Raw genomic sequence first — 24365 nt, 5'->3', positions numbered from 1 at the left:
CAAAGCTCAATTTAAACGTATTTTAGCTCTTCTGGCTTATGCCTGCTTTTTATGACGCGCTTAGTTAGGCGTATAGACTCGCCGGTGCCGATAACAAGCAGCTTTGTGCCAGTGCCGATTAGCGTATCGCCCTTTGGCATCGGGATAAATTTGTTATTTACGTCCTTGATGCCCACGACGTCGGCGTTTGTTATGTTTCGCAGATTGGTTTCTTTTAGGCGTTTAAAGCGTACCCACGAATAATCCGGCACCAATATCTCCTCGATGTCGATCGGTGAGTCTTGCTTATACAAAAACTGCTCGAGCAAATTTTCCATATCCGGACGTACGCTCATCGCGCTAAGGCGCTGGGCGACGAGTTTTGACGGACTTACGACGCTGTTTGCGCCGAGCTTTTTTAACCGCTCGGTATCGTCTTGGTTATCGGAGTTTGTCATTATAAAATACGGCTTTTTGCGCCCGATCTCTTTTTCATATAGCCTTACGGTAGCGATGAGAGCGATGTTGTCGGCGATATTTGGACTTAGCGTGATCATGCCTTTTGCGCTTGAAAAATGCGTCTTTAAAAGCGCCGTTTGCGTATGCGGCTGAGAGACGATATAGTATGGATACTTGTATTTTTCCGCGATTTCCGGTAGATCCTCGCGCGGATCGATAACGATAAATGGGATGTGATTTTCCCTAAATTCGTGGCTTAATTCCATTGTGTATTGGTTGTGATAGCAGATGACAAAGTGGTTTTTTAGTCTTGCGATCTTGTATAGCATTCGTCTTTCCTTTATGATCGCTACGAGCGCGCCTTTTTTTAAAACTTCGAGCATCAAACCCGTAGAAAACGTAAAAACGGCAAAGCCTAGCAAAATAAAAGTGATAGTAAAAATTCGGCCGGCCGGAGAAATAGGCGCGACCTCGGTAAATCCGACGGTCGTAAAAGTCATACCGGCCTGATAAATCGCGTCTATCAGGCTAAAACCGTCGATCGTGACGTAGCCCATAGCACCGATCATCATCATCAAAACGACTAAGATGAGCGGTAAGCGAAACGGGCGAAGTTGTTCGTAAAGTTCGGTATTGAGGTTGATTTGAGGTTTGGCGGAACTTGACCAGTTGAGGAATTTTAAAATCTTTTTAAACAAAGACAACTCCTCAAATTTGCGGTAAATTTAGCGTGACTGTTTTCTCATCGTTCTTAGCGTAGAAGCAGCTACTTTGATCTTTCTCGTAGTGCCATCCTCTAGCGTAACGCGGATGGTTCTTAGGTTTGGCAAAAACCTTCTTTTCATTCTGTTTTTGGCGTGGCTGACGTTGTTGCCTACCATCGGGCCTTTGCCTGTTATTGCGCATACTCTTGACATATTTGTTTCCTTAAAAATAAAAATTTCTGCTGATTTTATCTAAAAGAAACAAAATAAAAGCTTAAAGCTACTTTTACAAAAGCGTTAGCTTTTAAACTGATTTTATGGATAAAAAAGCTAAAATATCGCAACTTAAACGCGGTTAAATTTTAAAAATTTACTAGTCGATTTTTAGCAAAATTTAAAATTTTAGGAAAGCTTTTACCCCCCATTTATGAGACTAAGATTTAAAGATAATGTTGCGATATTTTACCCGCTTGGCTTTCTAGACGGAGATATCGACAAATACAGCATTGGCGATGCAAGTATAAGAAAATTACGCCAAAATGCGCCGCGCCATATCCTAATATCCCTAAAAAACGCCGTTTATTTCAACAAAATAGGCTTTAATCTCATCCTAGAAATCGTCTCCAGGCTTGCAAAGGAAAGCAACGCCGACGTAGGCTTTTGCGACTATAACGAACTTAAATTTAAAGCCCTAAAAAGGATGTCGAAGGACGTTTTAAACGTATCGTTTTTTGAAACTTCAAACGTCGCGCTCCTATTTTGGGGTACTTTTGAGCCGGAATTTGCAAACAGACGCATTATAGTCTTTAACTCGGACGCCGATCAAAAACGCCAGATCGCCTTGAGACTTTCAGGCCGCGGGTATAAGCCCGTGATCGCAAAAGATATCCACGAATTTAAGAGCACTTATAAAGATTTTGAATACGCCGTACATCTAACCGACATAAAATCCAGCAAAAAAGATATCAAAATCACGCTCAAAGAAAATGTCGTGATCTACGGCATAGACGGCTTTATCGACTCCTCTTTCTCGGAAAATTTCGACTATAAAGTTTTTCTAAATTCGCTCAAAGTAGGCTTTAAATTTTTTGTTTTTGATATGAGCAAATCAAGCTCCATCAACATCCACGGCGTCTCGTTTTTAGCCAAGCTTATGATGGAGTGCGCCGAATACGGAGCCACGATAGCTCTGTGCGGATTAAAAAAAGAAAGCATGTCAAAAGCGCTGGTTTATGACTTGGAAGACTGCGGGATTTTGCTTTACCGTTCGATAGAGGACTTTTTTAACGACGACGCGACGATAGAAGGCGGCGGCGCAACAGCCGAGGATAGACCCAAAAATATCACGAAAGAGCTTGTGGACGTCCTGCCCAACTTGCTAAAAGTCATCATGGATACGCTGGCGTCTTTATCAAATTTACCCGTCACCCGTACCGCCACGGAGATAGCAAATTTTGGCTGCGACGAGGAGAAATTTTGCATGGGTTCGGTAGCGTTTTACGGCGATATGAATGCTAAATTTATCCTATGTCTCGAAAAATACGCCGTTCATAGGATCTGCAAAATTTTACTCCAAGAAGGTAGCGGCGTAAGCATGACCGAGGCATATGCAGATCTACTTAGCGTCATCTCCGACCGCATCGAAGCGTGGCTAAAAGGCCAAAAGATAGAGGCAAATTTTACCTTGCCGCACGTTTTTGAAACCATCATAGACGAAGACAAAAAAAACAAAGGCGTCCTAGTGCGACTCGATATAGACGGCATGGACGCGATATTTTTTCTAAGTAAATAAAGGACAATCAAATGTACGTAGCACCGAGTATTTTATCGGCAGATTTTGGAAATTTAAGAGCCGAGATCGAAGCTATCTGCGAAGCCGGGGCCGATCTCGTGCATGTCGACGTGATGGACGGGCATTTCGTGCCGAATTTAACCATCGGCCCCGTCGTAGTAAATGCCGTAGCCAAGGCCACTACAAAGCCGCTAGATATACACCTGATGGTTCAAAATAACACATTTTTTGCCGATCTTTTTTTGCCTCTGAAGCCTAAATTTTTAAGCTTTCACATCGAGGAGGAAAAGCACCCGCTACGTCTAATAGATCACATCCGCAGCCACGGCGTAGGACCCGCGATCGTACTAAACCCTCACACGCCGGTATCGGCGATCGAGCACATCGTAAACGAGGTCGACATGGTGCTGCTAATGAGCGTAAATCCGGGGTTTGGCGGGCAAAAATTTATCCCTTCGGTGCTCGAAAAAGCCCGCAGCTTGCGCGAAATGATCGATCGCAAAAATGCTAAATGCATGATCGAAGTCGACGGCGGCGTGACGGGACTAAACGTCGCGCAGCTCGATGAAGCGGGCGTGGATATCGTAGTGGCTGGCAGCTATATATTTTCGTCAAATTCATACGAGCACTCGATCCGCTCGCTAAAGCTCGAGTTTTGAACCAGGATTTTGAAAATTTATTAGCTGTCATCGCTAAGCGAAACGTGCCCTACGCGGACTTCGTCGCCGCAACCAAGCAAATGGACGAATACGCCGAGCTTTTTGATGTTCGCGACGTGCAGATGTGGCGCGCGCTGGGGCTTGACGTAACCCGCACCGCAAAAAACCAAATCGAGCTCAAAACTCGCCGCAAAGAGATAAAAGATCAAATTTTTTGCGTCGTAGATATAGAAACCAGCGGCGGCATAAATAGCGGCCAGATCATCGAAATCGGCGCGCTAAAACTACAAAACGGCGAAATAATCGGCAAATTTGAAACCTTCGCGTACGCGCCCTACGTCCCGGAAAATATCAGCGAACTAACGGGCATCACCGCAGAACACCTAAAAAACGCGCCAAGCCTTGCCTTTGTTATGGAGCAGTTTAAAGTTTTTCTAGGTCAGAGCGTTTTCGTGGCGCACAACGCTCGCTTTGACTATGGCTTTATCAGCGCGACGCTGGAGGCGCTAGGATACGGCGAGCTGCTAAACCGCAGACTCTGTACGATCGACCTAGCCCGCCGCACTATCGCCTCGCCAAAATACGGCCTAGGCACACTAAAAGAGATTTTAGGTATAAATAACGCTCACCACAGAGCCCTTAACGACGCTATCGCGGCGGCTGAAATTTTTAAATATTCACTGCAAAAGCTTCCTAGCGAGGTAAAAACAGTCGAGGATCTAATAGAATTTAGCAAATCGGCCAAGACGATGAAGCGACTAAAAATCACGACGAATGAAGCCGGCGAGACGATCAAATTTGACGACAATGAAAATTTGAGCGAAGCAAGCGAGTCTCAAATTTTAAACGTCGGCGGCAAAATACAAAAAGAAAAAGAGCCTAAACTTCCGATATTTGACGAGTAAATTTAACTAAAATTTGACGTAGGCGAATTTGATAAATTTGAAGCCCGATACAAGCTCGCAAAAATATACTCTATTTCTGCCGCCTGGAAATCTTTTAAATTTAACAGAGTTAAAAAGTAAATTTATAAAAATAGCAGCCAAGGTCGGCGCAAATTTAACCTACTCGCCGACTCGTTCGCCATTTATTCGCACGATCCTAGCGGGGATTCCTACGACCGTGGCGTTATCGGGCACGTCTTTTAGCACGACCGAGTTCGCTCCTATTTTGGCGTTTTCGCCGATCAGGATGTTTCCTAGCACCTTTGCGCCGGCTGCTATCGTGACGCCGTTTTTTACGGTCGGGTGGCGCTTGCAGCACTCTTTACCCGTGCCACCTAGAGTTACTTGATGATAGATCAGCACGTCATCTCCCACTTCGGCCGTCTCGCCGATAACCACGCCCATGCCGTGATCGATAAAAAGCCGCCTGCCGATCTTGGCGCCCGGATGTATCTCGATGCCCGTTAAAAAGCGCGACATCTGCGACACGAAGCGCGCCGTAAATCGCCAATTTTTAACATGCAAAAAGTGCGCGAATCTATGAAAAAAGACGGCATGGATGCCTGGAGTGTTGACGAGGATCGCCCCGTAGCAGCACGAGGCTACCGACGGGTCCTTTTCTCGCACGGTCGCGACCAGCTCGTTTAGCTCAGCTATCAGTCCCAAATCACGCCTCGTAAAGCGGAGTACTAAGATATCTCTCGCCGTTATCAGGAGCTATGAAAAGCACCTTTTTGCCCTTACCTAGTCTCTTTGCGACCTTCACCGCAGCCGCCAGAGCCGCGCCGCCCGAGATACCTAGTAAGATACCCTCCTCTTTAGCTAGCTTTCTAGCCGTCTCAAAGGCCTCGTCGTTATCCACGCGCTCTATCTCGTCGATGCAGGCGGTATCAAGCGTAGCCGGGATAAAGCCCGCTCCTATGCCTTGGATCTTGTGCGGACCGGGTTTTTCGCCCGAGATCACGGCAGAGTCGTTTGGCTCGACGGCGACGATCTTAGTCTTATAGCCGTTTGCTTTTAGCGCTCTTGCGGTGCCGCTTAGCGTGCCGCCCGTGCCTACGCCCGCTACAAATGCGTCAAGCTCCCCGAAGTCATCCATGATCTCTTTTGCCGTCGTTAGTTCGTGAGCCTGCGGGTTAAATTTGTTTTCAAACTGACTTAGCATCACGTAGCCTTTTTCGCGCACGAGCTCGTTTGCTTTTTCGATCGCGCCCTTCATGCCTTTTGCGCCCTCGGTTAGCACTAGCTCCGCTCCGTAGGCCTTTTGCAGCTTGCGTCTTTCTATGCTCATGGTTTCAGGCATCACTAGTACGACCTTATATCCTAGCGCCGCGCCGACCATAGCTGCGCCTATGCCGGTGTTGCCGCTAGTTGGCTCCACGATGACGTCGCCTTTTTTTAGCGTACCTTCTTTTTGCATCCCGAGGATCATATTTGCGGCGATTCTATCTTTTACCGAGCCGCCCGGGTTAAAAAACTCAAGCTTTGAGTAGATTTCAGCCATGCCCTCTTCGTGCACGCTGTTTATCCTTACGATCGGCGTTTTACCGATGGTTTGAACGATGTTTTCATATATCATTTAGACTCCTTTTGAAAAAATCGTGTAATAATAACTTCTTTTTCCATAAATATAAATAAAATATAAAAAAATAAATTTTCTTTTATATTTCAGCCTAAAATTTAACTCGCGTTCTCTATGATTTTTAGAGTTTTTAGGCTGTCTTCTATACTAGCGCTCATGCTTTGCTCGCCGCTTAAAAGACGCACGAAGTCCTCTAGCTCGCTTGTTAGAGGATCAGCTCTTTTGACGAATATATTTTGCATTTTGCACGAGCTCGCGTCAAATTCGCTAAATTTAACGAGACTTTGATTTAGCAAATCGGCCTCGTAAACTGCCCCCTTGCACGCGACCTCGACGGTTCTTTTGCGTCTGTGCGCTAGCCAGCTAGTAGCTATGAGAGCCGTTATCTCGCCCTCAAGCTCAAACGACAAAACCGCGTTGTCTTCAAATTTAGCGTGGATTTTGCGCGAGCATTTTATATCGGCGCTTTTTATCTCTTTGCCGCTTAAAAACCTAATGAGATCGATATCGTGCACGGCTAAATCGGCTAGTATGCCCACATCCGCGATTCGCTGCGGAAAGGGCGCATTTCTAGTTATTTGCACGCTATAAATTTCCTCGTTTTCAAGCTCTTTTTTTAGAGCCGCGATCGCTGGGTTAAAGCGCTCGACGTGCCCGACGGCCACCTTTATATCTTGCCGCTTAGCTTCGTCAAGTAAAATTTGAGCATCCGCGGCATTTGCGCAAACGGGTTTTTCGATGAGCAAATTTAGCCCTTTTCGCATACACTTTAGCGCCGCTTCTTTATGTAGCGAGGTCGGCGTAGCGATGACGGCGGCGTCTAAATTTTCGCTCTCTAGCATCTCGTCAAGATCAGCGTAAATTTTTTGTGCAAATTTTTCCTTGCTAAACGGATCGCAAAGCGCGGTTATCTGCACGCCCTCGACGTTTTGTAGAGCGCGGTAGTGGTTTTTGCCCATGACGCCAAGACCTATGAGCGTAAATTTAAGCATTATTTATAACCTCGATGACGTAGTCTTGCTCCTCTTTGGTCACAAATGCAGACATCGGCAGCGCCATTATATCCTGCGCCACCGCTTCGCTCACGGCAAAATCCCCAAGCTTATAGCCAAGATCCTTAAACACCTCTTGCAAATGCAGCGGCACAGGGTAATAAACGCCTGTCGGCACGCCTTTTTGCGCGCAGATCTCTAGCATTTTCGCTCTATCTTTTACGCGGATGCAGTACTGTGCCCACGCCGAGACGTTACCCTCCGCGACAAAAGGCGTTACGACACCCTTTAGCTCGCTAGTATATCTTGCCGCGATCTCTTGGCGTTTTGCGATTTCGGCGTCAAGGTATTTTAGCTTTACGTTTAAAATACCCGCCTGGATGGCGTCGAGTCTGCCGTTTATGCCGACATATTTGTGGATGTAGCGCTCGGACTGGCCGTGGTTTAGTAGGATGCGTATCTTTTCGTTTAGGGCGTCGTCGTCCGTAAATATCGCTCCGCCGTCGCCGTAGCAGCCAAGCGGCTTAGCCGGGAAAAACGAGGTCGTAGCGATGCGCGAGAGGTTGCAGGATTTTACGCCGTTTTGGCTCGCGCCAAAGCTTTGCGCCGCGTCCTCGATAACGGTTAGGCCATGCTTTTGCGCGATAGCGTTTATCGCCGCCATATCCGCCGCCAGCCCAAAAAGCGACACCGGCACGATAGCCTTGGTCTTTGGCGTGATCTTTGCCTCGATCAAATTCGGATCGATATTATACGTCCTCTCGTCGATATCGACGAATACGGGCTTTGCGCCCAAAAACGCTATCATCTCGGCCGTAGCGATAAAAGTAAAAGGCGTCGTGACGATCTCGTCGCCGGGCTTTATATCAAGCGCCATAAAGGCTAATAGCAGCGCGTCCGTGCCGCTACTGCAAGCTATAGCATGCTTTGCGCCGCTAAATTTGGCCAGATTTTCCTCCAGCTCGCCGACCTTGCCGCCGATATAGACCGAGCTATCTAGCACCTCTTTGATCTGCTCGTCGATTTCGTTTTTGTATTTTTGATACTGAGCTTGTAAATTTATAAAATTTATCTTCATCCTTGCTCCTATTTTATAGATTTTAGTATTTCTTCGCCTGCTTCGTCAAGCCTCTTGCCGTTAAAGTGCACTTTGCAAAACTCCACTATCTTGCCGTGAAATTTGGCGTAAATTTCATTCATCTCTAGCTCGCGTCCGTACGCCTCGCAAATTTGTTCGCTATCTACGGCCCCCAGCCACTCCTGCGCCTCGTCGTAGCTTTCAAACTCGTATCCCAAAAAGCTCAAAATCCGCAAAGCGTAACTATCTACGACCATCACGTCGCGTCCGCACGCGTAGCAAAGCACCGCGTCGCAGGTCTCCGCGCCGATGCCTTTGACGCCAAGCAGCCACTCGCGGCTTACGTTTTCTTTGAAATTTTCAAAATCGCCGAATTTTTTAAAAATCGCATCGCAAAGCGTTTTTAGGCGTTTTGCTTTGGTGTTATAAAAGCCGCTTGGTTTTATTAGCATGGCAAGCTCGGCCGCGGGCGTTTTTACGATACCTTCTAGGCTCATCAAATTTGCGTTTTTTAGATTATTTAGCGCTTTGTCGGCGTTTTTCCAGTTTGTATTTTGTATCAAAACGGCGCCGACCACGACCTCAAAAGTCCCGGCTCCCGGCCACCAAAGGGGGTCGTCCGCGTCAGCCTTTACGCCCGCGTTTTTTAGCGCCAAAAAAAGCTGCGTACTATCCATCGTTTTTTCCTTTTTATATTTTTTATGAGCAAAATTTTAGTTAGCGACTCTTGCTCAAATTTATAGCGGCAAAAGCGTTAAATTTATCGCCGAAACGCCGCTTCGATTAAATTTGAGAAAAAGCCGCAGTCGTTAGCCCAACCCAAATTTGCGCTCGCTTATGCAAATTTAACCGCTGGCTGCACCAAAGGCTCGCTAACTCCGTCTATCACGCGGATCTTAAAGGCATCTGCGCAGCGCCCGCCGTCAAATTTAAACACGACCATTTGAAAGATTCGCCTGCATTTTTCATTTACCTTAAACGAGTGCTTGAGTCCCGTTAAAAAGCTCTTCACGGGCGCTTCCGCGTCCATACCGATGACGCCGTCAAACGCCCCGCTAAGCCCGACGTCGCTGACATAAGCAGTGCCGCTAACTATTTGCAAATCATCGGTGCCAACGTGCGTGTGAGTGCCGGCTATGGCCCCGACTCGCCCGCAAAACAGCCTAAAAAACGCGTTTTTCTCGCTCGTGGCCTCGGCGTGAAAGTCTATGAGGGTATTTTCGCTCTCGCACTCTTTTAGTGCGCGCTCGGCCTCCAAAAAGGCGTTATTTGTATGCGGTAAGCCGTAGTGCCCCATCAAATTTACCACGCTTAGGCTCTTGCCCTCTTTACTCAAATTTATCGCTCCGCGCCCAGCGGTTCCCGCGAAGTGATTATACGGGCGGATGATAGGCAGGGCGTCCATCAGCGCAACTACGTCTTTTTTATCAAAGCTATGGTTGCCGCCCGTGATCGCGTCGATACCGCACTCTAGCAACTCGTGTGCGTTTGTGGCGGTTAGACCAAAGCCTCCGCTTGCGTTTTCGGCGTTTGCGACGATAAAGTCAAGCTTAAATTCTCGCTTAAATTTGGGCAAATTTTGTATAACCGCGCTTCGTCCAGCGCGTCCGACGATATCGCCCACAAAGCCCACTCTAGTTAAATTTGCCATCAAATTTTATCTTTATAGCTTAGATAAAACTGCCTTGCCGTGCGTCCAGAGCGGCTCGCGCGCAGCTGGGCGTATTGCTTTGCTAGCTCGTGAAGCATCGTTTTGTCGCCTACGAAATCTTTAAAATAAAAATCCACTATCTTTAGATAGTCTGCAAAACTGCCCTGATAAAAGCTAAGCCAAAGCCCGAATCTATCGCTAAGCGCGATCTTTTCCTCGACCGCGTCGCTATAGTGCAGCTCCGTCTCGCCGACCCTTGCGCCTTCGTTGTCGCTTTTTAGCTCGCTGATCAGGTGGCGGCGGTTTGATGTGGCGTAGACTAGCACGTTTTTAGGCGCCTTTTCGATCGAGCCCTCAAGCACGGGTTTTAAAAACTTATAGCTCATATCTCCCGCCTCAAAGCTAAGGTCGTCGCAAAAAATGATAAATTTAAAGCTGCTATCCCTAATCTCGTAAATGATCTCTGGTATCATCTCCAGCTCGTCGTTTTTTAGCTCGATTAGCCGCAAGCCCTCCGGGTAAAATTTAGTAAAAACTGCCTTAACCAGGCTGCTTTTACCGCAGCCTCGCGCGCCCCAGAGTATCGCGTGATTCGCGCCCTTGCCTTCTAAAAATTTGCGCGTATTTTCTACTAGCTCTTCTTTTTGCTTTTCGATCCCGATAAGCCCGTCAAGCTGCGTAAAATCAACGTCTATCACGCCTTTTAATGCTCCAAATTTACGCCTATAAATCGCTGCGGCAGTCGTGTTCCAGTCTATCATTTTTCCGCCCGTCCTTTGTTTAGTTTTCTAAGATAGATCAAGATCTCCTCAATCACGTCATCATCGTCTTTGCTCTTTGATCTCAGCCTGGTTTGCTCGCCGTTTTGCGCGGTTAGCACGATATTTTGCTCGGCGTTTGAGATAGCTTTGAAGCCCGCTTTTATCGCTAAAATTTTAATTATAATGAGGCTTAAAAACTGCTTGGTGTAGATGTCTGGCTTGCCAAATCTATCCTCGATCTCGCTCTCTATCTCGTAAACCTCGGCAACCTCTTTGCACTTGCTAAGCCGTCTATATAGCTCCAGACGCAATCTATCCTCACCGATAAACTCCGAGTTTAAAAACGCGTTTATACTGAGTTTTAGATCGATTTTTGCGCTTTCAAAGCTCTCTTTATTTAGCAGTTTATTTATCTCTTCTTCTAGCATCTTGATGTATAGCGAGTAGCCGATCGCCTCGATATGGCCGCTTTGGGCTTCGCCCACCAGGTTGCCGCCGCCTCTGATTTCTAGATCGTGGTAGGCTAGCACGCTGCCCGAGCCCAAAAACGAATTACTCTCAAGTGCGACTAGGCGTTTTAGCGCGTCCTCGCTTAGGGCGTTTTTGTCTTCGACTAGGAAGTAGCAATACGCCTGCTTGTCGCTCCTGCCTACGCGCCCGCGCAGCTGATGTAGGTCTGCGATACCGAATTTATTCGCGCCCTCGATGATGATGGTGTTTACGTTTGGCAGGTGGATGCCGCTTTCTACGATGCTGGTGCTTAGCAGTACGTCGTATTCGCCGTTTTCAAACTTCATCATCTCCTCTTCGGTCGTTTTAGCGTCGATCTTGGAGTGTAGCATGAGGATGCGTAAATTTGGCATGATGCCCAAAATTTGCTTTTTTGCCTGAGGCATCGTGGCGATGTGGTTGTGGATATAAAAAATTTGCCCGCCGCGGCGCAGTTCGCGCATCACGGCCTCTTTTACCGCCTTTTCATCCCACTCGCGCACGCTGGTTCGCACGTCTAGGCGCGAGCTTGGCGGAGTTTGTAGCACCGAGTATCCCTTGACGCTTGAAAGCGCCATATTTAGGCTGCGCGGTATCGGAGTTGCGCTCATAGATAGCACGTGCGAGGCGCTTGAAATCTCTTTTAGTTTTTCCTTTTGTTTTACGCCAAATTTATGCTCTTCGTCGATGATGATGAGGCCTAAATTTGAGGGCTTAACCGACAAAAGCGAGTGCGTACCTACGCAAACGCAAGGCTGCCCAGACTCCAGCGCCTTAACCGCGGCCGCTTTTTCCTTTGTGCTCGTGAAACGGTCAAGCTTAAAGACGCTAACGTCAAATTTGCCCAACCGCTCTTTTAGGCTTTTAAAATGCTGGGAGCTAAGAAGCGTCGTCGGCACGAAAAATAGCGCCTGAAAGCCCGATTTTACGCACTTAAATATCGCGTTCATCGCAACTTCCGTTTTACCGAATCCCACATCGCCGCTAAGCAGCCTATCCATCACCTTGCCGCTTTTTAGGTCGTTTGCGATGTCGCTTGATGCGCGCTCCTGATCTCTCGTGTAGGCAAAGCCAGCGTTTTGCAAGAAATTTAGATACTCCGCATCGTCTTTTTCGATGATTTCGCCGCGGATTAGCTCGCGCTGCGCGGCCAACGAAATAATCTTTGAGGCGATAACAAAAAGCTTGGCTCTAACTTTTTCTTTTATCTTGGCGAAATTTGCCTTGCCCAGGCGGTCTAAAACCGCTATGCTGCCGCTGCCTGCGACGTAGCGATCGATCAAATTTAGATGCTCGACGGGCAAAAGCAGCTTGTCCTCGTTTTGATAAACGATCACGACGAACTCGCGCGTCCTGCCGAGCACCGTTAGCTTTTCAAGACCCGTAAATTTGCCGATGCCGTACTCCTCGTGCACGACGTAGTCGCCCGCCTTTAGCTCGTCGATCGCTAGACTCGGTTTTTTGGCGCGCTTTTTCTTTTCAAATTTATTTAGCGAGACGATGATTTCGGCCACCGAGACTAAATTTAACGCCGCTTCGGTTTGCACAAACTCTACGTTTTTGTATTCGCTCAAATTTAATGCGTTAAAAAGCCCCTCGTTACGCGCTAAAACCTTGATTTTTTTATTTTTATTTAGCTCGAAAAAATCGGCGTTTAAAGTTACGCTTAAATCTTTATAAACTTTAGCTGCGGGCAATACGGGCAAATTTGCCACCTCGCCCAGATCGCGCTCAAAGCCGTCAAATTTTTTCGTTAAAACCGTTTTAAATTCGCGCGTATAGTCTATAAAGCCGTCTATCGCCCAAAATCCAAGCGTCTTTAGGTCGCTGATTAGCGCGTCCGTTTGCATATCTTTTATTTTTTCTGACGTTTTTTCAAACTCGGCTTCGCCCAGAGCCGCGATAAAAGGCGAAATTTCAACGCTTTTTAGCTCGGTTTTGTTTGAAATTTGCGTCTGCGTGCTGTAGTGCCTGATGCTTTCTATCTCGCCGTCAAAAAGCAAAATGCGGTTTGGCTCCTGCGCGCCGACGCAAAAAATATCTATAATCTCGCCACGCACGCAAAACTCGCCCTCGCTCTCCACGATACCCACCGCCTCGTAGCCAAAGCGCAGTAGCTTTTCGGCCAGCTCTTTTGGATCGATTTTATCGCCGAAATTTAGCGTAAGCTTTTGTAGATGTTTTTTGCCCGGAAGTTTGTTTAGGACCGTACAAACGGGGCTGATGAGGAGCTTTTTGCCCTCAAATTCGTAAAATTTGGCTAGCTCGGAGGATAGCTCAAAAAGCTCGGCGCTAAAGCTGCGCAGATCATCGCCCTCGCGCGCTCTAAAATCAGGCAATCTAAAGACCTTAAGCCCTGCAAATTCCGCCGCGCTAAGAGCTGCGATGGCCTCCTTATCGTCCTCGCAGACGAGCAGCTGCGCATCGCCTCCGTTTAAAAAATACTCAAAAACCTCACTTTGCACCGCGGTACCTTTTCAAGAAGGCTTCCACGAGATAAAACGACCCAAACGCCAGATACTCCTCATCCGCGCGCACGTCCGTAAAGTCCTCAAACTCCATACCGAGCTGGCGCAAAGCCTCTTTCACCTGCGCCGTCGCAAGCTCGCGACCCGGCGTCTCGTACTCGATGATGTAGGTTTTTTTGACGATTGGTCTGATCGCCTTTAGGACGGCTTTTATGTCCTTGTCGGCAAAGGCGTTAAAGATCAAATTTAGCTTTTTGCCCGCAAATCTTTTCACGAGAGCCTGCGCCGCCATCTCGTTGTGCCCGACGTCGATCGTTACGTTTGGCGCGATCTTTTCGCAGCGTCCGCTAAGATCCAGCGCGCCTAAATTCGCTAAATTTAAGCTAAATCCGAGCTCCTTAAACGCCGAAGAGCTAAGCGTCAAATTTGAACGCAAAAACTCGGGTAAGCCGAATTCTTGCGCATAAATTTTAATCTCGTTTTTATCCTCGCTGTTCAAATTTTGGGAAGCAAATTTGAGCGTTGCGCCTTTTTTGGCAGCGATCCCTCTAGCGATATCGGCGCAAAGCTCGCTCATCTCGTCGTTCATCAAAGCAAGGTCCGCCATCGCGTTAAATTTAGTCGTCGCGATCCGCTCTAACGTGTCGCCCAGCAGCGCCGTATGATCAAAACCGATCGGAGTAAAGAGGCTAAGACGCTTGTCAAATACGTTCGTAGCGTCGAATTCTCCCCCAACGCCCGCCTCGCAGACGAAAAAGTCGCACCCCTCAAAAAGCGGAGCGCAAAGCAGCGTCGCATACTCGAAATACGAAAGCGAGCGCGCGACCTCGGGAGGCAAAATTTTAATCAGTCTCTCGTGAGCCGTCTCGAGCGCGTCCGCGCTAGCTACGGCGCCGTTCATCCAAAATCTCTCGCGAAACTCGAAGATATGCGGGCTCGTATAGTGTCCGACGCTATGGCCGCGAGCGAGCAACTGCGCTAAAAATCGCCCCGTGCTGCCCTTGCCGTTCGTGCCGATAAGATGGATGATTTTTGGTATTTTAAACGCCCCCTGCACGAATTTAAAGGCGTTTGGCATGCGCGCGCGGTTGATTTCCTTATAAAAAAGGGGTTTGTTTTCTAAAAAATTATCTAACATTCATTTAGCATTCCGGCATGACCTTGTTTCTGCCGCCCTGCTTTGCCTGATAAAGCATCTTGTCGGCTTCTTCTATCGTCGCATTCGAGCCCGTGCTTGCGCTTCTTATCGCTACGCCGCAGCTTGCCGTCACGTCTATGCGCTCGCCTTTATACATAAATTTAGAATTTTGCACGATTTCTCGCATCTTTTCGGCAAATTTGACTGCGTCGCCCAGAGAAATCTCGGGCAGTAAAATAACAAACTCTTCGCCGCCGTATCTACCGACGAAATCAGCCTGGCGGGAGTATTTTCTAAGCATCTTGCCTATAGTAGCCAAGACGACGTCGCCTGCTTCGTGCCCGTAAACATCGTTTATGCGCTTAAAGTGATCTATATCAAAAAAGCAAACGCCGTAATCGTTGCCATATCTGTTGTATTTTTGCTCCATTCGCTCGAGCTCTTCAACTAGCGCCTTTTTGGTTCCGGTTTTGGTTAAAAAGTCCTCTTTGCTTTGAGATCTTGCGCTTTCCAGATCGGTTTCTAGCTTATTTACTCTTTTTTGAAGCTCTTTGATGGTCTTTTGATCGTTTACCATCTGCTCGCCCAGCTGCTTAACCTCGCCGTCAAGAGCATTGGCGATACTTAGCATCTTGTCTCTAATGCCCTCAAAGCTATCTTCGCGCAAATTTATCGAGCTTAGATCGTCTTTGATGTACTGCATCGTGCTAGAGCTTTTTGACGAGCTGCTGATCAAGCTTACGATTTGGTTATTTATGCCGTCTAAAACCTTATCGAGCACGCTGACTTTATTTAAAATTTCAGCCTTATCTAGCTCGATTCGCTTTTTGGTCAGCTCCTCTATCTTTTCTCTTGTTTGACCGTCTTCGAGCAGGCTTGGATCGCTTTTTAAAATTTTATTTATTTTTCTTACGTCGTCGCTGATTTTATCGGTGATAGAAGGCTCTAGCATCATGGCTATGAGCGGGATTATTTTTTCGTAAATTTGCGTGCTATCCAGCTCTTTTATGGTCGCATTATCAAGCTCTATGACGATAGATTGCAAATCGTCGAATTTTTTTATCCCGTATGAGCCAAGACGCTTTAAAAACGAATCATCGTAATCGGTTAGAAAATCAAACCACTTGTCTTTTATCTTTTCTACCGTGGCTACGTCAAGCCTCCTGTTTAGCGCCTCTATGCTGTTTTCAGAGAGTTCTTTGGCGTTTTTGTTATGCAGGAGGGATATGCTTTGCAAAACCCTTTTATTCATCAGCAAAAGCGCGCTTACGAGCTTTGAGTTGTCTATTATGCTTGGCGAATTTAACCTAGAGGCCATAAACGCAAAAAGCTCGTCCACGTTTTTTACGTTTTTTTGCTTTAGCTGATCTTTAAAATCATCGTTTAGCCTTGCGACGTATTTTTCGAGCTTTTGGCACTCGGGCAAGGTAACGCCGTTTTTTTTTGCTATCTCGCAAAAAACCTCCGCGTAGTTGTCTGGAGTAAACACGAGTCCACGATCTTTTATCGCCTGTATAGCTTCTCTTATGATCTGATTTACGCTAATTGCCATTTTTTAGCCCCTTTACCGCAAGCACTGCGATATACTCGTCAAAAGCCTCTTGCGAAGCCTCTTTTATGGCGTTATACTTCTCGCTCTCGCTGATGACGCCGTCGGCAAATCTAGTATCCCTTACCTTTTGCGAGACGGTAAAGTCATGCTCGCCCGAAGTCGTCACCGATAGCATCTTGCCGCCTTTTAACTTAGTATCGAAATTTAGCGTTAGTATCGCTTTATACGACGTCACGTAGCCGTTTTCGTCATATAGCAACGCCTGGTAGTTGAGCGATTTGATCGAGACCGTTATCGTCGTAGGCTCGTTTTTATCGTAGCTCATGCGCTTACCTAGCCTTGTTACGATACCCTCTAGCACGCTATCTTTGATCCAGACGCTATTTTTAGGCTCTTCTTTGCTTATTAGCACGTTTACGTAGACGCGGTCGCCCATTATGTCGTTCGTGATCTTTGAGACGGGCTTATAGCCGCATCCGACCAAGACAAAAGCCGCTAAAAATAGTAAAATTTTTATCTTCAAATTTTAGCCTTTTATTACGAAATTTACGAGCTTTCCGTTCACGTAAATTTGTTTGATTATTTCTTTTCCTTCTAGCCATTTAGCCGCGCTTTGTCTAGCTAGAGCCAAAACCTCGTCCTCATTTGCGCTGCTCGGCGCTTCAAATTCGCCGCGCCTTTTGCCGTTAACGGTGATAGCCAAATTTAAGCTATCTTTTTCAAAAACCTCGTCCAAAATTTCTATTTTAGTAAAATTCGCCCTGCCAAATAGTTGCTCGCTAAGCTCGTTTGCTATATGCGGCACGATAGGCTCGAGTAAATTTAAAATGATAAAAAAGGCTTCCGTAGTCACATCCTCGTTATCCTGCGCATTTACGGCATTTAGAGCTTCCATGCAGGCCGCGATTAGGGTATTCAAGGCAAAATTTTCTTCATAAACGTCGTTTGATTTTTTAAGCGCCTCATAAACCTTCATTCGCGCGTATTTTTCTTCTTTGCTCAAATTTGCGTGCGCTATCTGCGGGATTTGAGTACATTTTTTGACATTCGCGCTTCGTTCGTATAAGCGGTTTAAAAACCTAAATGCGCCCTCGACCGCGCTATCGTTCCACTCAAGTTCTTTTTGCGGAGGCGCGGCAAATAGGATAAAAAGCCTCGCCGTATCGGCGCCATATTTGCTAATAATGTCGTCGGGATCAACTACGTTACCCTTACTTTTACTCATTTTTTTGCCGTCTTTTAGCACCATGCCTTGAGTAAGCAGTCGCTCAAACGGCTCGTCGTCTCTTAGGTAGCCCAGGTCTCGCAAGGCCTTTTGGAAAAACCTCGCGTAAAGTAGGTGCAAGATCGCATGCTCGATACCGCCGATATACTGATCCACGTTCATCCAATAATTCACGCTTTTAGCATCAAACGCGCGTTCCTGCCACGTCTTTTCGTCGCTGGCGTATCTAGCGAAATACCAACTACTCTCAAAAAACGTATCCATCGTATCGGTCTCGCGGATAGCCTCGCCGCCGCATTTTGGACACTTTACGTGTTTCCAGCTCTCGTGCTTATCTAGCGGATTTCCTTCGCCTGTTATCTGTACGTCGTCAGGCAGCGTCACGGGCAGATTTTCGATCTTTTCAGGCACGACGCCGCAGCGCTTGCAGTGCACCATCGGTATCGGCGCGCCCCAGTAGCGCTGTCTGGAGATACCCCAGTCGCGGATTTTAAAATTTACGACGCGTTTGCCGATTTTATCCGCTTCAAATTTTTCTATTATTTTTAGTTTGGCCTCTTCGCTGCCAAGACCGTTTATGAGCGGCGAATTTATAGATATTCCGTACTCCGTTAGAGCCTTGCCGCCCTCAAATTCGCCCTGCATGGGCTTAACCACCGGCTTTATCGGCAGGTCAAATTTACTCGCAAACTCATAGTCGCGCTCGTCGTGAGCCGGCACCGCCATAACAGCGCCGCTACCGTAGTCTGCTAGGACGAAATTGGCTACCCAAACCGGCACTTTTTCTCCGGTTAGCGGGTGTAAGACGTTTATACCCAAATACAGTCCGTCTTTTTCGCTAGCTTGGCGTTCGCGCGGGCTTTGATTTAAAATTTTTCTAATTTTTTCCGCTTTTTGCGGCTCTAACTTGTCTGCGTTAAGCAGTCTTTTTACGATCCTGTGCTCAGGTGCCAAGGCAGCATAGCTAACGCCGTAAATCGTATCCGGGCGCGTAGTAAATACCTCAAAGCCCTCTATCTGCTCGCCGCCTTCTAAAATTTGCTTCGACTCCTCGTCTAGCTCAAATTTAAACTCAAGTCCAAAGCTCTTACCGATCCAGTTTTCCTGCATCGTAAGCACTTGAGACGGCCATTTGCCCTCTAACTTTTTTAAATCGTCCAGCAACTCCTGCGCGTAGCTAGTTATCTTTAGGTAGTAGCCGGGCAGTTCGCGCTGGACGACGGCATTTCCGCATCTCCAGCAGCATCCGTCTTCGACCTGCTCGTTTGCAAGCACCGTTTGGTCGTATTCGCACCAATTTACTACCGCGCTTTTTCGGTAAACCAGCCCCTTTTCGTACATTTTGATGAAAAATTCTTGTTCAAATTTAGTATAAAGCGGATCAGACGTCGCAAATTCGCGCTTTTTAGAAAAGCTAAGTCCCAAAGCATCAAGCTCGCCGCGCATGTAGTCTATATTTTCGTAAGTCCAAATTTTAGGATGGATTTTGTGCTTTATCGCCGCATTTTCCGCAGGCATACCAAAGCTATCAAAGCCGATAGGATGCAAAACGTTATAGCCCTTTTTGCGGTAGTAGCGAGCTAGGGCGTCGCCGATAGAGTAGTTTCGCACGTGCCCCATGTGGATGCGTCCGCTAGGGTATGGAAACATGCTTAGGATATATTTTTTAGGTAGGCTATAGTCGTCTTTGGGCTCAAATTCGCCGCTTTTGCTCCAAATTTCTCTCCATTTTTTTTCTATTTTCGCAGGCTCGTATTTTAAATTTTCACTCATTTTTACTCCTAAAATTCTTCTTGCGTCTTGCCGGACTCAACCAAAACAAGCGCTAGAGAAAAGACGTTTGCTATCGCGGCGCCGATCGCTAGCGAATACGCCATATGCGCGTTGCCGTTTACCTGAAGTAGCACAAAAGCCGGAATAAGGTGCAAGTCGGCCACTAGCGAGCTAGCAAAAAGCTCGGCGGCAAAGACGTTTTTGACGCCGATTTTTAGCAGCGTCGAGATCACGTTTACGCTCGCCGCTACAAATAGCGCAATCTCATTTTTATCGTACAAAAATCCCGCCGTCGTCGTCAGGCTCATAAGCGCGAAAAATATATAAACAACCTTACCCCAGTTCATCGCTTCTCCTTATATAGTGCCTTTTTCAAACATCGCGCGTTGCTTGTCTTTCTCTCTTTGTATGCGCGCCTTTTCCGCTTCCATAGCGCGGTATTTCTCTACGCTAAATTTAAACCATAAAAGCATAGGTGCGGCGACGAATATCGAGCTAAGCGTACCGATGACGATGCCCACTATCAGCGCCAAAGAAAATCCGTGTATCATATCTCCGCCGAACAAAAATAGCACGACGACCGTGATGAGCGTGGTGCCTGATGTGAGTATCGTTCTAGTTAGCGTCGCGGAGACCGATTCGTTTATTATCGTGTCAAGATGCGTGCTCTTGCTGGTTTTGATATTTTCTCTGATACGGTCAAAGACGATGATAGTATCGTTTAACGAGTAGCCCACGACCGTAAGGATCGCCGCAAGCGTGTCTAAATTTACGTCGATAGCAAAAAAGCTGATCGCGCCCATCGTGATCACGACGTCGTGTATCTCCGAAGCTACCGCCGCCATCGCAAATCTCCACTCGAATCTAAACGCGATGTAGATCAAAATACCCACAAGCGAAATCGCAAGCGCCATCACGCCCTTTTCGCGTAGTTCGTCGCCGACTTTAGGTCCGACCACGTCCGTACGGCGGATCTCAAATTTACCCGTATCTTTTAAAAGCTCGGCAACGCTAGCTCCGACGTCGCTACCCAAATTTGAGTTTGCCCCAGAAAATCTAATCGTAACCTCTTCCGCCGAGCCAAACTCCGTAACGCTCGCGTTTTTATAGGCTTCGTCTTTTGCCAAAGCCGCGCGAATTTTATCCAGCGAGACCGCGCTATCGTATTTCACCTGGATGAGCGTACCGCCGGAAAAGTCGATGCCGTAGTTAAAGCCTTTCGTCGCCATCAAAAAAAGCGATCCGAAAAATAGCACGGCCGAGACGGCTAGCGCTATGTAGCGCTTGCTCATAAAATCATAAACATGTGCCTTTGAGAAAAATTGCATTTATACCCTTTTATAACCGAACCAAAACCGCGTGTTACCGCTTTTTTCTATTTTATTTATAATCGTATCAAACATACCGTGAGTACCCAAGATCGCCGTTATCATCGAAGCGATGATGCCTATGCCCATAGTAACGGCAAAGCCCTTAACAGGTCCCGTACCGTAGGCATAAAGCACGACCGAGGTGATAAGCGTGGTCAAATTTGCGTCTATGATCGCGCTCATCGCGTTTTCGTAGCCTTTTTTCACGCTCGTTGCGATACTGGCTCCGTCGCGCAGCAGCTCTCTGATACGCTCGTTTATGATGACGTTGGCATCCACGGCCATACCGATGGTTAGCACTATACCTGCCATTCCCGGTAGCGTTAAAGCAGCGCCGAACATCGCCATCACGGCGACTAATATTAAGATATTTGCGACAAGCGCGATATTTGCCAAAATGCCGCTAAATCCGTAATAAGCTATCATAAACAGCACCACCAAAACCGAAGCCGAGGCTAGCGCGATCATCGATTGTCTTATGCTATCGGCGCCCAGACTTGGTCCTACGCTTCGTTTTTCTAGCATTTTTACCGGAGCCAAAAGAGCGCCGCTTCTAAGCGCGATAGCTACGTCGTGAGCCTCCTCTACGCTAAATCCGCCGCTTATCTGACCGCTTCCGCCGCCGATTCTCTCGTTTATCGACGGAGCCGAGTAAACCCTGCCGTCAAGCACGATAGCTAGGCGCTTGCCGACGTTTGCGCCGGTAAAATCGCCAAATATCCTAGCTCCCTCGGCGTTTAAAGTAAAGCTGATGATAGGCGAGTTGGTGCGCTGATCAAAGGCAACCCTAGCGTCCGTTAGCATCGCGCCGTCAAGTACGGGGATGTTTTTTACGACGTATTTTATCTGCTCGTTTTTGACGTCCGGATAGACGATGTCGCCGTAGCTCTCAGCCTCGGCCTCGCTCATAGAGTTTGCCTGCGACTGGCGCTTTTCATCGACGGCCATCAGTTGGAGGTGCGCGGCTTTTGCGATGAGATCGCGTGCGCGCTGCTCGTCGGCCGCCGTTTTGATGCCAGGAAGCTCGACTAGGATATTATCCTTGCCCTGTCTTGCTACCGTAGGCTCAGCTAGACCGAACTGATCGAGACGGTTTCTGATCGTTTCTACCGCTTGATTTATCGCGTATTCGATAGTTTCGGCCTTCTCGGCGTCAGTTAAGCCGACCGAGTATTTTAGGCCGTCTTTTTGTACGTTAAGACCCTTGATATCTTTTAGCATGCCGTCGATTTTAGCGGCTTCGTCCGCGTCAAGCAGCTCAAAGTCCACCTTGTCTTCGCGGATCTTAAAGCTATCGATCAAAACATCCTCTTTTTTCGCAAAATAGTTCACGCTAGCGGCTATCGACTTGATCTTCGAGTGTATGGCCTCTTCGGTCTCGACGCCAAGAAGCATATGAAGTCCGCCCTGCAAATCAAGTCCTAGACTGATTTTAGAGCCGCCTAGCTTGTCCGTAAACGACGGCGCGGAAAAGATAATGCCGAAAATCAAAGCCAAAGCAAAGATGATCAGCCTATACGTTATTTTGCCGTTACGCATTTGCTTTCGTCTCTGTTTTTTCTATTTTTTTCGCGACGAATTCGCGTGAAACGCGCACGATTACGTCGTCGTTAAGCTTAACTCTGATAAAATCCTCTTCCGGTTTTATCACCTCGCAGATTAGTCCGCCGCTAGTTATGATCTTGTCGCCTTTTTCGAGTGCGGCTATCATTGCGGCATGAGCTTTTTGCTGTTTTTGCTGCGGTCTGATAACCAAAAAATAAAATATCGCGAAAAGCACGACTAGAGGCAATAATGAAGCTACGAAATTTCCTTCTTGCATGGGGTTCCTTAATAAAAAAAATTTTAAGCCCTTATTTTAGCACTAAAATTATAATAAAAGCCTTTGTCGGCGCGATTTTAATATCAAATTTTATACTAGCCGATGTTTTAGGCGGCGAAATTTTAAATTTTATCTCGCCGTTTTTTGCGATCGCGGGCTTTTATTTGCTGCTCAAATTTGACCGCCGCGGCTTTTTTTGGACGGGATTTTTTGTCGGGATTTTATGGTTTTACTGGATCAGCTTTAGCCTCGTTTATTACGAGCTTGGCTACCTCATCCCGCTTGAAATTTTAGCTATCGGGATCATCTACGGCGCGCTGTTTTTGATAGCAGGTATCCCGGCTCAAATTTGGCTAAGGGCCTTGCTGCTTATCCTAGTTACAAACATCCATCCCTTCGGCTTTAACTGGCTAAATTTAGAAGCCGTTTTCGTGCCGGGCATATTTGCGCCCAGTTTGCTCGCGCTTACGTTTATTTTCGCCGCTATTTTGTGCCTGTTTTACGTCAAAAACCGCTTCAAATTTATCGCTTTTGTCGCGCTTTTAGCCTGCGCGGTGCAGTATGATACGCCAAATTTTAAAACCCTGCCTTTCGAAGTAAAGCTAACAAACACCGACGTTCCGCAAGAGCTAAAGTGGCAAAAGCAGCTAAAAAACGAGTTTATAAATCAAAATTTAGACATCATAGACGAGGCGATAAGCGCTGGATTTAGGACGATTATTTTGCCCGAGAGCGCCTTTCCCGTCTATATGACACACGAGCGAAATCTCATCACAGAGCTGCTCGAAAAGTCGCAAAAGATCGCTATCGTCGCCGGCGCGCTAGCTCGCGAAAACGGCACCAACTACAACTCGGCGTTTTTCTTTGATCGCGGCAAGATGCGGCGGATGGATAAATTTATCCTTGTGCCTTTTGGCGAAGAGATCCCGCTACCGGCATTTGCGCGTGATTTGATAAATAAAATATTTTTCGGCGGCGCGAAGGATTTTGAGACGGCAAGCACCCCTAGCGACTACGAGATAGAGGGCCTTAAAATCAGAAACGCGATCTGCTACGAAGCGACCAGGGACGAGCTATTTGAAGGCGAATTTGACGTCATGATCGCAGTGACGAACAACGGCTGGTTCGTGCCTAGTACCGAGCCAAATTTACAGCGAAATTTACTCAAATACTACGCGACGAAATACGGCAAAGCCATCTATCACAGCGTAAACAGCTCGCCGTCTGAGATAATAACGCCAAAACAAGGCTTGCTCGATAAAATTTTCAGATAAATTTGCTAAATTCAGAGGTCTTTGCGCTTGCGAAATAGCAACCGAATTTGCAACGCCGCGTAAAATATACAAGCCGCCACGATAAGCAAAATAATAAAATCAAGCGTTTCTTGCCAAAGCAGTTCTCCCGGCGTTGTCAATATCCACTCATACTCCGGCGAACTTTTTGGTTTTCGGTAGCCTATATAAGTGCCGTTAAAGTCCAAATTTATAAAAAATGCAGCCAACAAAACAGCAAAAATAGAAACAATAAATCTTACGACAGGATTTTCTTTTCTTGCTTGTTTCATCACGCGAGCTCTATGTCCTTTACTGCCACACAGCAAGCAAGCAGCTACGAAACCGACAAGCGTGACGACCTTGATAATCCCCATATAAGCGATATAAAACGCGGCCTTTTGCGTAAAATCGGTATGAGTAAAAGCTCTCTCAATGGCCGGGTAAATTTTAAGCATAGCCTCCACGAAATCTCTTGCCAAAGACGAGCGAGCCAGCACGTCAAAAGGCAATACAAAAATGCTTAGCGCGCAAATAAAATAAAAAGCGCAAAGTCCGAGCAAAACGAGTCCAAGCGTCTTGTTTTTGCCGTTTTGTTTTGTCGCATTTTGCATTTGAAATCTCTTTAAATTTTACCGCGCGTTTGTGAAGTAAAT

General features: G+C 47.1%; 23 protein-coding genes. 4 read left to right on the top strand and 19 right to left on the bottom strand.

Annotated features, from left to right (window positions below; genetic code table 11):
- Nucleotides 1–11: 11 nt before the first annotated feature.
- Entirely contained in the window at nt 12–1136 is a 1125-nt protein-coding gene (locus E4V70_RS09300; RefSeq protein WP_414973860.1) for a potassium channel family protein, read from the bottom strand.
- Between the two features lie 27 nt (nt 1137–1163).
- On the bottom strand, nt 1164–1355 hold the full coding sequence (rpmB, locus tag E4V70_RS09295) for a 50S ribosomal protein L28 (protein ID WP_122863506.1): 192 nt from the start codon (nt 1353–1355) through the stop codon (nt 1164–1166).
- 214 nt (nt 1356–1569) lie between these two features.
- Between rpmB and E4V70_RS09290 the strand changes: the two genes are divergently transcribed.
- Genes E4V70_RS09290 through E4V70_RS09280 form a run of 3 tightly spaced genes read left to right on the top strand, consistent with a single transcriptional unit; the run spans nt 1570 to nt 4498 of the window.
- On the top strand, nt 1570–2934 hold the full coding sequence (locus tag E4V70_RS09290) for an STAS domain-containing protein (protein WP_122863505.1): 1365 nt from the start codon (nt 1570–1572) through the stop codon (nt 2932–2934).
- An 11-nt stretch (nt 2935–2945) separates the two neighbouring features.
- Complete coding sequence (gene rpe / locus E4V70_RS09285) at nt 2946–3593, top strand: ribulose-phosphate 3-epimerase (protein ID WP_122863504.1); 648 nt, start codon at nt 2946–2948, stop codon at nt 3591–3593.
- Nucleotides 3590–4498 (top strand): 3'-5' exonuclease, encoded by a 909-nt coding sequence (locus E4V70_RS09280; protein WP_122863503.1) that lies wholly within the window; start codon nt 3590–3592, stop codon nt 4496–4498. The genes rpe and E4V70_RS09280 overlap by 4 nt, the downstream gene beginning before the upstream one ends.
- Nucleotides 4499–4657: 159 nt before the next feature.
- On the opposite strand, the gene cysE is transcribed toward E4V70_RS09280, so the two are convergent.
- The 16 genes from cysE to yajC all read right to left on the bottom strand — a co-directional run bounded on the left by cysE (nt 4658) and on the right by yajC (nt 22438).
- Nucleotides 4658–5194: a serine O-acetyltransferase gene (gene cysE, locus E4V70_RS09275; protein WP_442551149.1), complete on the bottom strand. Its 537-nt coding sequence runs from the start codon at nt 5192–5194 to the stop codon at nt 4658–4660.
- Between the two features lie 10 nt (nt 5195–5204).
- Nucleotides 5205–6116 carry a cysteine synthase A gene (gene cysK, locus E4V70_RS09270; RefSeq protein WP_122863501.1) on the bottom strand — a complete coding sequence of 304 codons (912 nt, stop codon included), beginning with the start codon at nt 6114–6116 and terminating at the stop codon, nt 5205–5207.
- A gap of 101 nt (nt 6117–6217) precedes the next feature.
- Entirely contained in the window at nt 6218–7111 is an 894-nt protein-coding gene (locus E4V70_RS09265; RefSeq protein ID WP_122863500.1) for a Gfo/Idh/MocA family protein, read from the bottom strand.
- On the bottom strand, nt 7104–8189 hold the full coding sequence (locus E4V70_RS09260) for a DegT/DnrJ/EryC1/StrS family aminotransferase (RefSeq protein ID WP_122863499.1): 1086 nt from the start codon (nt 8187–8189) through the stop codon (nt 7104–7106). The genes E4V70_RS09265 and E4V70_RS09260 overlap by 8 nt, the downstream gene beginning before the upstream one ends.
- Before the next feature lie 8 nt (nt 8190–8197).
- Nucleotides 8198–8866, bottom strand: a complete 669-nt coding sequence (locus tag E4V70_RS09255) for a 3-methyladenine DNA glycosylase (protein WP_122863498.1) — start codon at nt 8864–8866, stop codon at nt 8198–8200.
- Between the two features lie 158 nt (nt 8867–9024).
- A complete protein-coding gene (locus E4V70_RS09250; RefSeq protein ID WP_122863497.1) occupies nt 9025–9840 on the bottom strand; it encodes a TIGR00282 family metallophosphoesterase in 816 nt (271 codons plus the stop codon).
- Nucleotides 9840–10601 carry an ATP-binding protein gene (locus tag E4V70_RS09245; RefSeq protein ID WP_122863496.1) on the bottom strand — a complete coding sequence of 254 codons (762 nt, stop codon included), beginning with the start codon at nt 10599–10601 and terminating at the stop codon, nt 9840–9842. Before E4V70_RS09245 ends, E4V70_RS09250 begins: the two co-directional genes overlap by 1 nt.
- A complete protein-coding gene (gene mfd, locus E4V70_RS09240) occupies nt 10598–13555 on the bottom strand; it encodes a transcription-repair coupling factor (protein WP_122863495.1) in 2958 nt (985 codons plus the stop codon). The genes E4V70_RS09245 and mfd overlap by 4 nt, the downstream gene beginning before the upstream one ends.
- Nucleotides 13545–14696 (bottom strand): folylpolyglutamate synthase/dihydrofolate synthase family protein, encoded by a 1152-nt coding sequence (locus E4V70_RS09235; RefSeq protein ID WP_122863494.1) that lies wholly within the window; start codon nt 14694–14696, stop codon nt 13545–13547. The genes mfd and E4V70_RS09235 overlap by 11 nt, the downstream gene beginning before the upstream one ends.
- A 4-nt stretch (nt 14697–14700) precedes the next feature.
- On the bottom strand, nt 14701–16248 hold the full coding sequence (locus E4V70_RS09230; protein WP_122863688.1) for a GGDEF domain-containing protein: 1548 nt from the start codon (nt 16246–16248) through the stop codon (nt 14701–14703).
- Nucleotides 16238–16771: a putative periplasmic lipoprotein gene (locus E4V70_RS09225; protein ID WP_002952788.1), complete on the bottom strand. Its 534-nt coding sequence runs from the start codon at nt 16769–16771 to the stop codon at nt 16238–16240. Before E4V70_RS09225 ends, E4V70_RS09230 begins: the two co-directional genes overlap by 11 nt.
- 3 nt (nt 16772–16774) lie before the next feature.
- A complete protein-coding gene (leuS, locus tag E4V70_RS09220) occupies nt 16775–19246 on the bottom strand; it encodes a leucine--tRNA ligase (protein WP_122863493.1) in 2472 nt (823 codons plus the stop codon).
- An 8-nt stretch (nt 19247–19254) separates the two neighbouring features.
- On the bottom strand, nt 19255–19593 hold the full coding sequence (locus E4V70_RS09215; RefSeq protein ID WP_002953043.1) for a DUF6394 family protein: 339 nt from the start codon (nt 19591–19593) through the stop codon (nt 19255–19257).
- 9 nt (nt 19594–19602) lie between these two features.
- Complete coding sequence (gene secF / locus E4V70_RS09210; protein WP_122863492.1) at nt 19603–20574, bottom strand: protein translocase subunit SecF; 972 nt, start codon at nt 20572–20574, stop codon at nt 19603–19605.
- Nucleotides 20575–22155, bottom strand: coding sequence for a protein translocase subunit SecD (secD, locus tag E4V70_RS09205; RefSeq protein WP_122863491.1), 1581 nt, complete (start codon nt 22153–22155; stop codon nt 20575–20577).
- Nucleotides 22148–22438, bottom strand: a complete 291-nt coding sequence (yajC, locus tag E4V70_RS09200; RefSeq protein WP_122863490.1) for a preprotein translocase subunit YajC — start codon at nt 22436–22438, stop codon at nt 22148–22150. Before yajC ends, secD begins: the two co-directional genes overlap by 8 nt.
- On the opposite strand from yajC, the gene E4V70_RS09195 reads away from it, so the two are divergent.
- Entirely contained in the window at nt 22411–23712 is a 1302-nt protein-coding gene (locus E4V70_RS09195; RefSeq protein ID WP_122863489.1) for an apolipoprotein N-acyltransferase, read from the top strand. The genes yajC and E4V70_RS09195 overlap by 28 nt on opposite strands.
- 11 nt (nt 23713–23723) lie before the next feature.
- On the opposite strand, the gene E4V70_RS09190 is transcribed toward E4V70_RS09195, so the two are convergent.
- Nucleotides 23724–24323: a hypothetical protein gene (locus tag E4V70_RS09190; RefSeq protein WP_122863488.1), complete on the bottom strand. Its 600-nt coding sequence runs from the start codon at nt 24321–24323 to the stop codon at nt 23724–23726.
- Nucleotides 24324–24365 lie beyond the last annotated feature (42 nt).

The sequence above is a fragment of the Campylobacter showae genome, assembly GCF_900699785.1.
In the GTDB taxonomy this organism is placed as follows: Bacteria; Campylobacterota; Campylobacteria; order Campylobacterales; family Campylobacteraceae; genus Campylobacter_A; species Campylobacter_A showae_D.
This window is presented reverse-complemented; position numbering and strand designations above follow the sequence as displayed.

Excerpts from the sequence above, each read along its gene's own strand:
- E4V70_RS09190 (WP_122863488.1), bottom strand. The coding sequence starts at position 24,323 with ATGCAAAATGCGACAAAACAAAACGGCAAAAACAAGACGCTTGGACTC.
- E4V70_RS09255 (WP_122863498.1), bottom strand. The coding sequence starts at position 8,866 with ATGGATAGTACGCAGCTTTTTTTGGCGCTAAAAAACGCGGGCGTAAAG.
- E4V70_RS09245 (WP_122863496.1), bottom strand. The coding sequence starts at position 10,601 with ATGATAGACTGGAACACGACTGCCGCAGCGATTTATAGGCGTAAATTT.
- leuS (WP_122863493.1), bottom strand. The coding sequence starts at position 19,246 with ATGAGTGAAAATTTAAAATACGAGCCTGCGAAAATAGAAAAAAAATGG.
- secF (WP_122863492.1), bottom strand. The coding sequence starts at position 20,574 with ATGCAATTTTTCTCAAAGGCACATGTTTATGATTTTATGAGCAAGCGC.
- yajC (WP_122863490.1), bottom strand. The coding sequence starts at position 22,438 with ATGCAAGAAGGAAATTTCGTAGCTTCATTATTGCCTCTAGTCGTGCTT.
- E4V70_RS09215 (WP_002953043.1), bottom strand. The coding sequence starts at position 19,593 with ATGAACTGGGGTAAGGTTGTTTATATATTTTTCGCGCTTATGAGCCTG.
- E4V70_RS09195 (WP_122863489.1), top strand. The coding sequence starts at position 22,411 with ATGAAGCTACGAAATTTCCTTCTTGCATGGGGTTCCTTAATAAAAAAA.
- E4V70_RS09250 (WP_122863497.1), bottom strand. The coding sequence starts at position 9,840 with ATGGCAAATTTAACTAGAGTGGGCTTTGTGGGCGATATCGTCGGACGC.
- E4V70_RS09260 (WP_122863499.1), bottom strand. The coding sequence starts at position 8,189 with ATGAAGATAAATTTTATAAATTTACAAGCTCAGTATCAAAAATACAAA.
- E4V70_RS09235 (WP_122863494.1), bottom strand. The coding sequence starts at position 14,696 with ATGTTAGATAATTTTTTAGAAAACAAACCCCTTTTTTATAAGGAAATC.
- E4V70_RS09230 (WP_122863688.1), bottom strand. The coding sequence starts at position 16,248 with ATGGCAATTAGCGTAAATCAGATCATAAGAGAAGCTATACAGGCGATA.
- E4V70_RS09290 (WP_122863505.1), top strand. The coding sequence starts at position 1,570 with ATGAGACTAAGATTTAAAGATAATGTTGCGATATTTTACCCGCTTGGC.
- rpmB (WP_122863506.1), bottom strand. The coding sequence starts at position 1,355 with ATGTCAAGAGTATGCGCAATAACAGGCAAAGGCCCGATGGTAGGCAAC.
- cysK (WP_122863501.1), bottom strand. The coding sequence starts at position 6,116 with ATGATATATGAAAACATCGTTCAAACCATCGGTAAAACGCCGATCGTA.
- E4V70_RS09265 (WP_122863500.1), bottom strand. The coding sequence starts at position 7,111 with ATGCTTAAATTTACGCTCATAGGTCTTGGCGTCATGGGCAAAAACCAC.
- secD (WP_122863491.1), bottom strand. The coding sequence starts at position 22,155 with ATGCGTAACGGCAAAATAACGTATAGGCTGATCATCTTTGCTTTGGCT.
- rpe (WP_122863504.1), top strand. The coding sequence starts at position 2,946 with ATGTACGTAGCACCGAGTATTTTATCGGCAGATTTTGGAAATTTAAGA.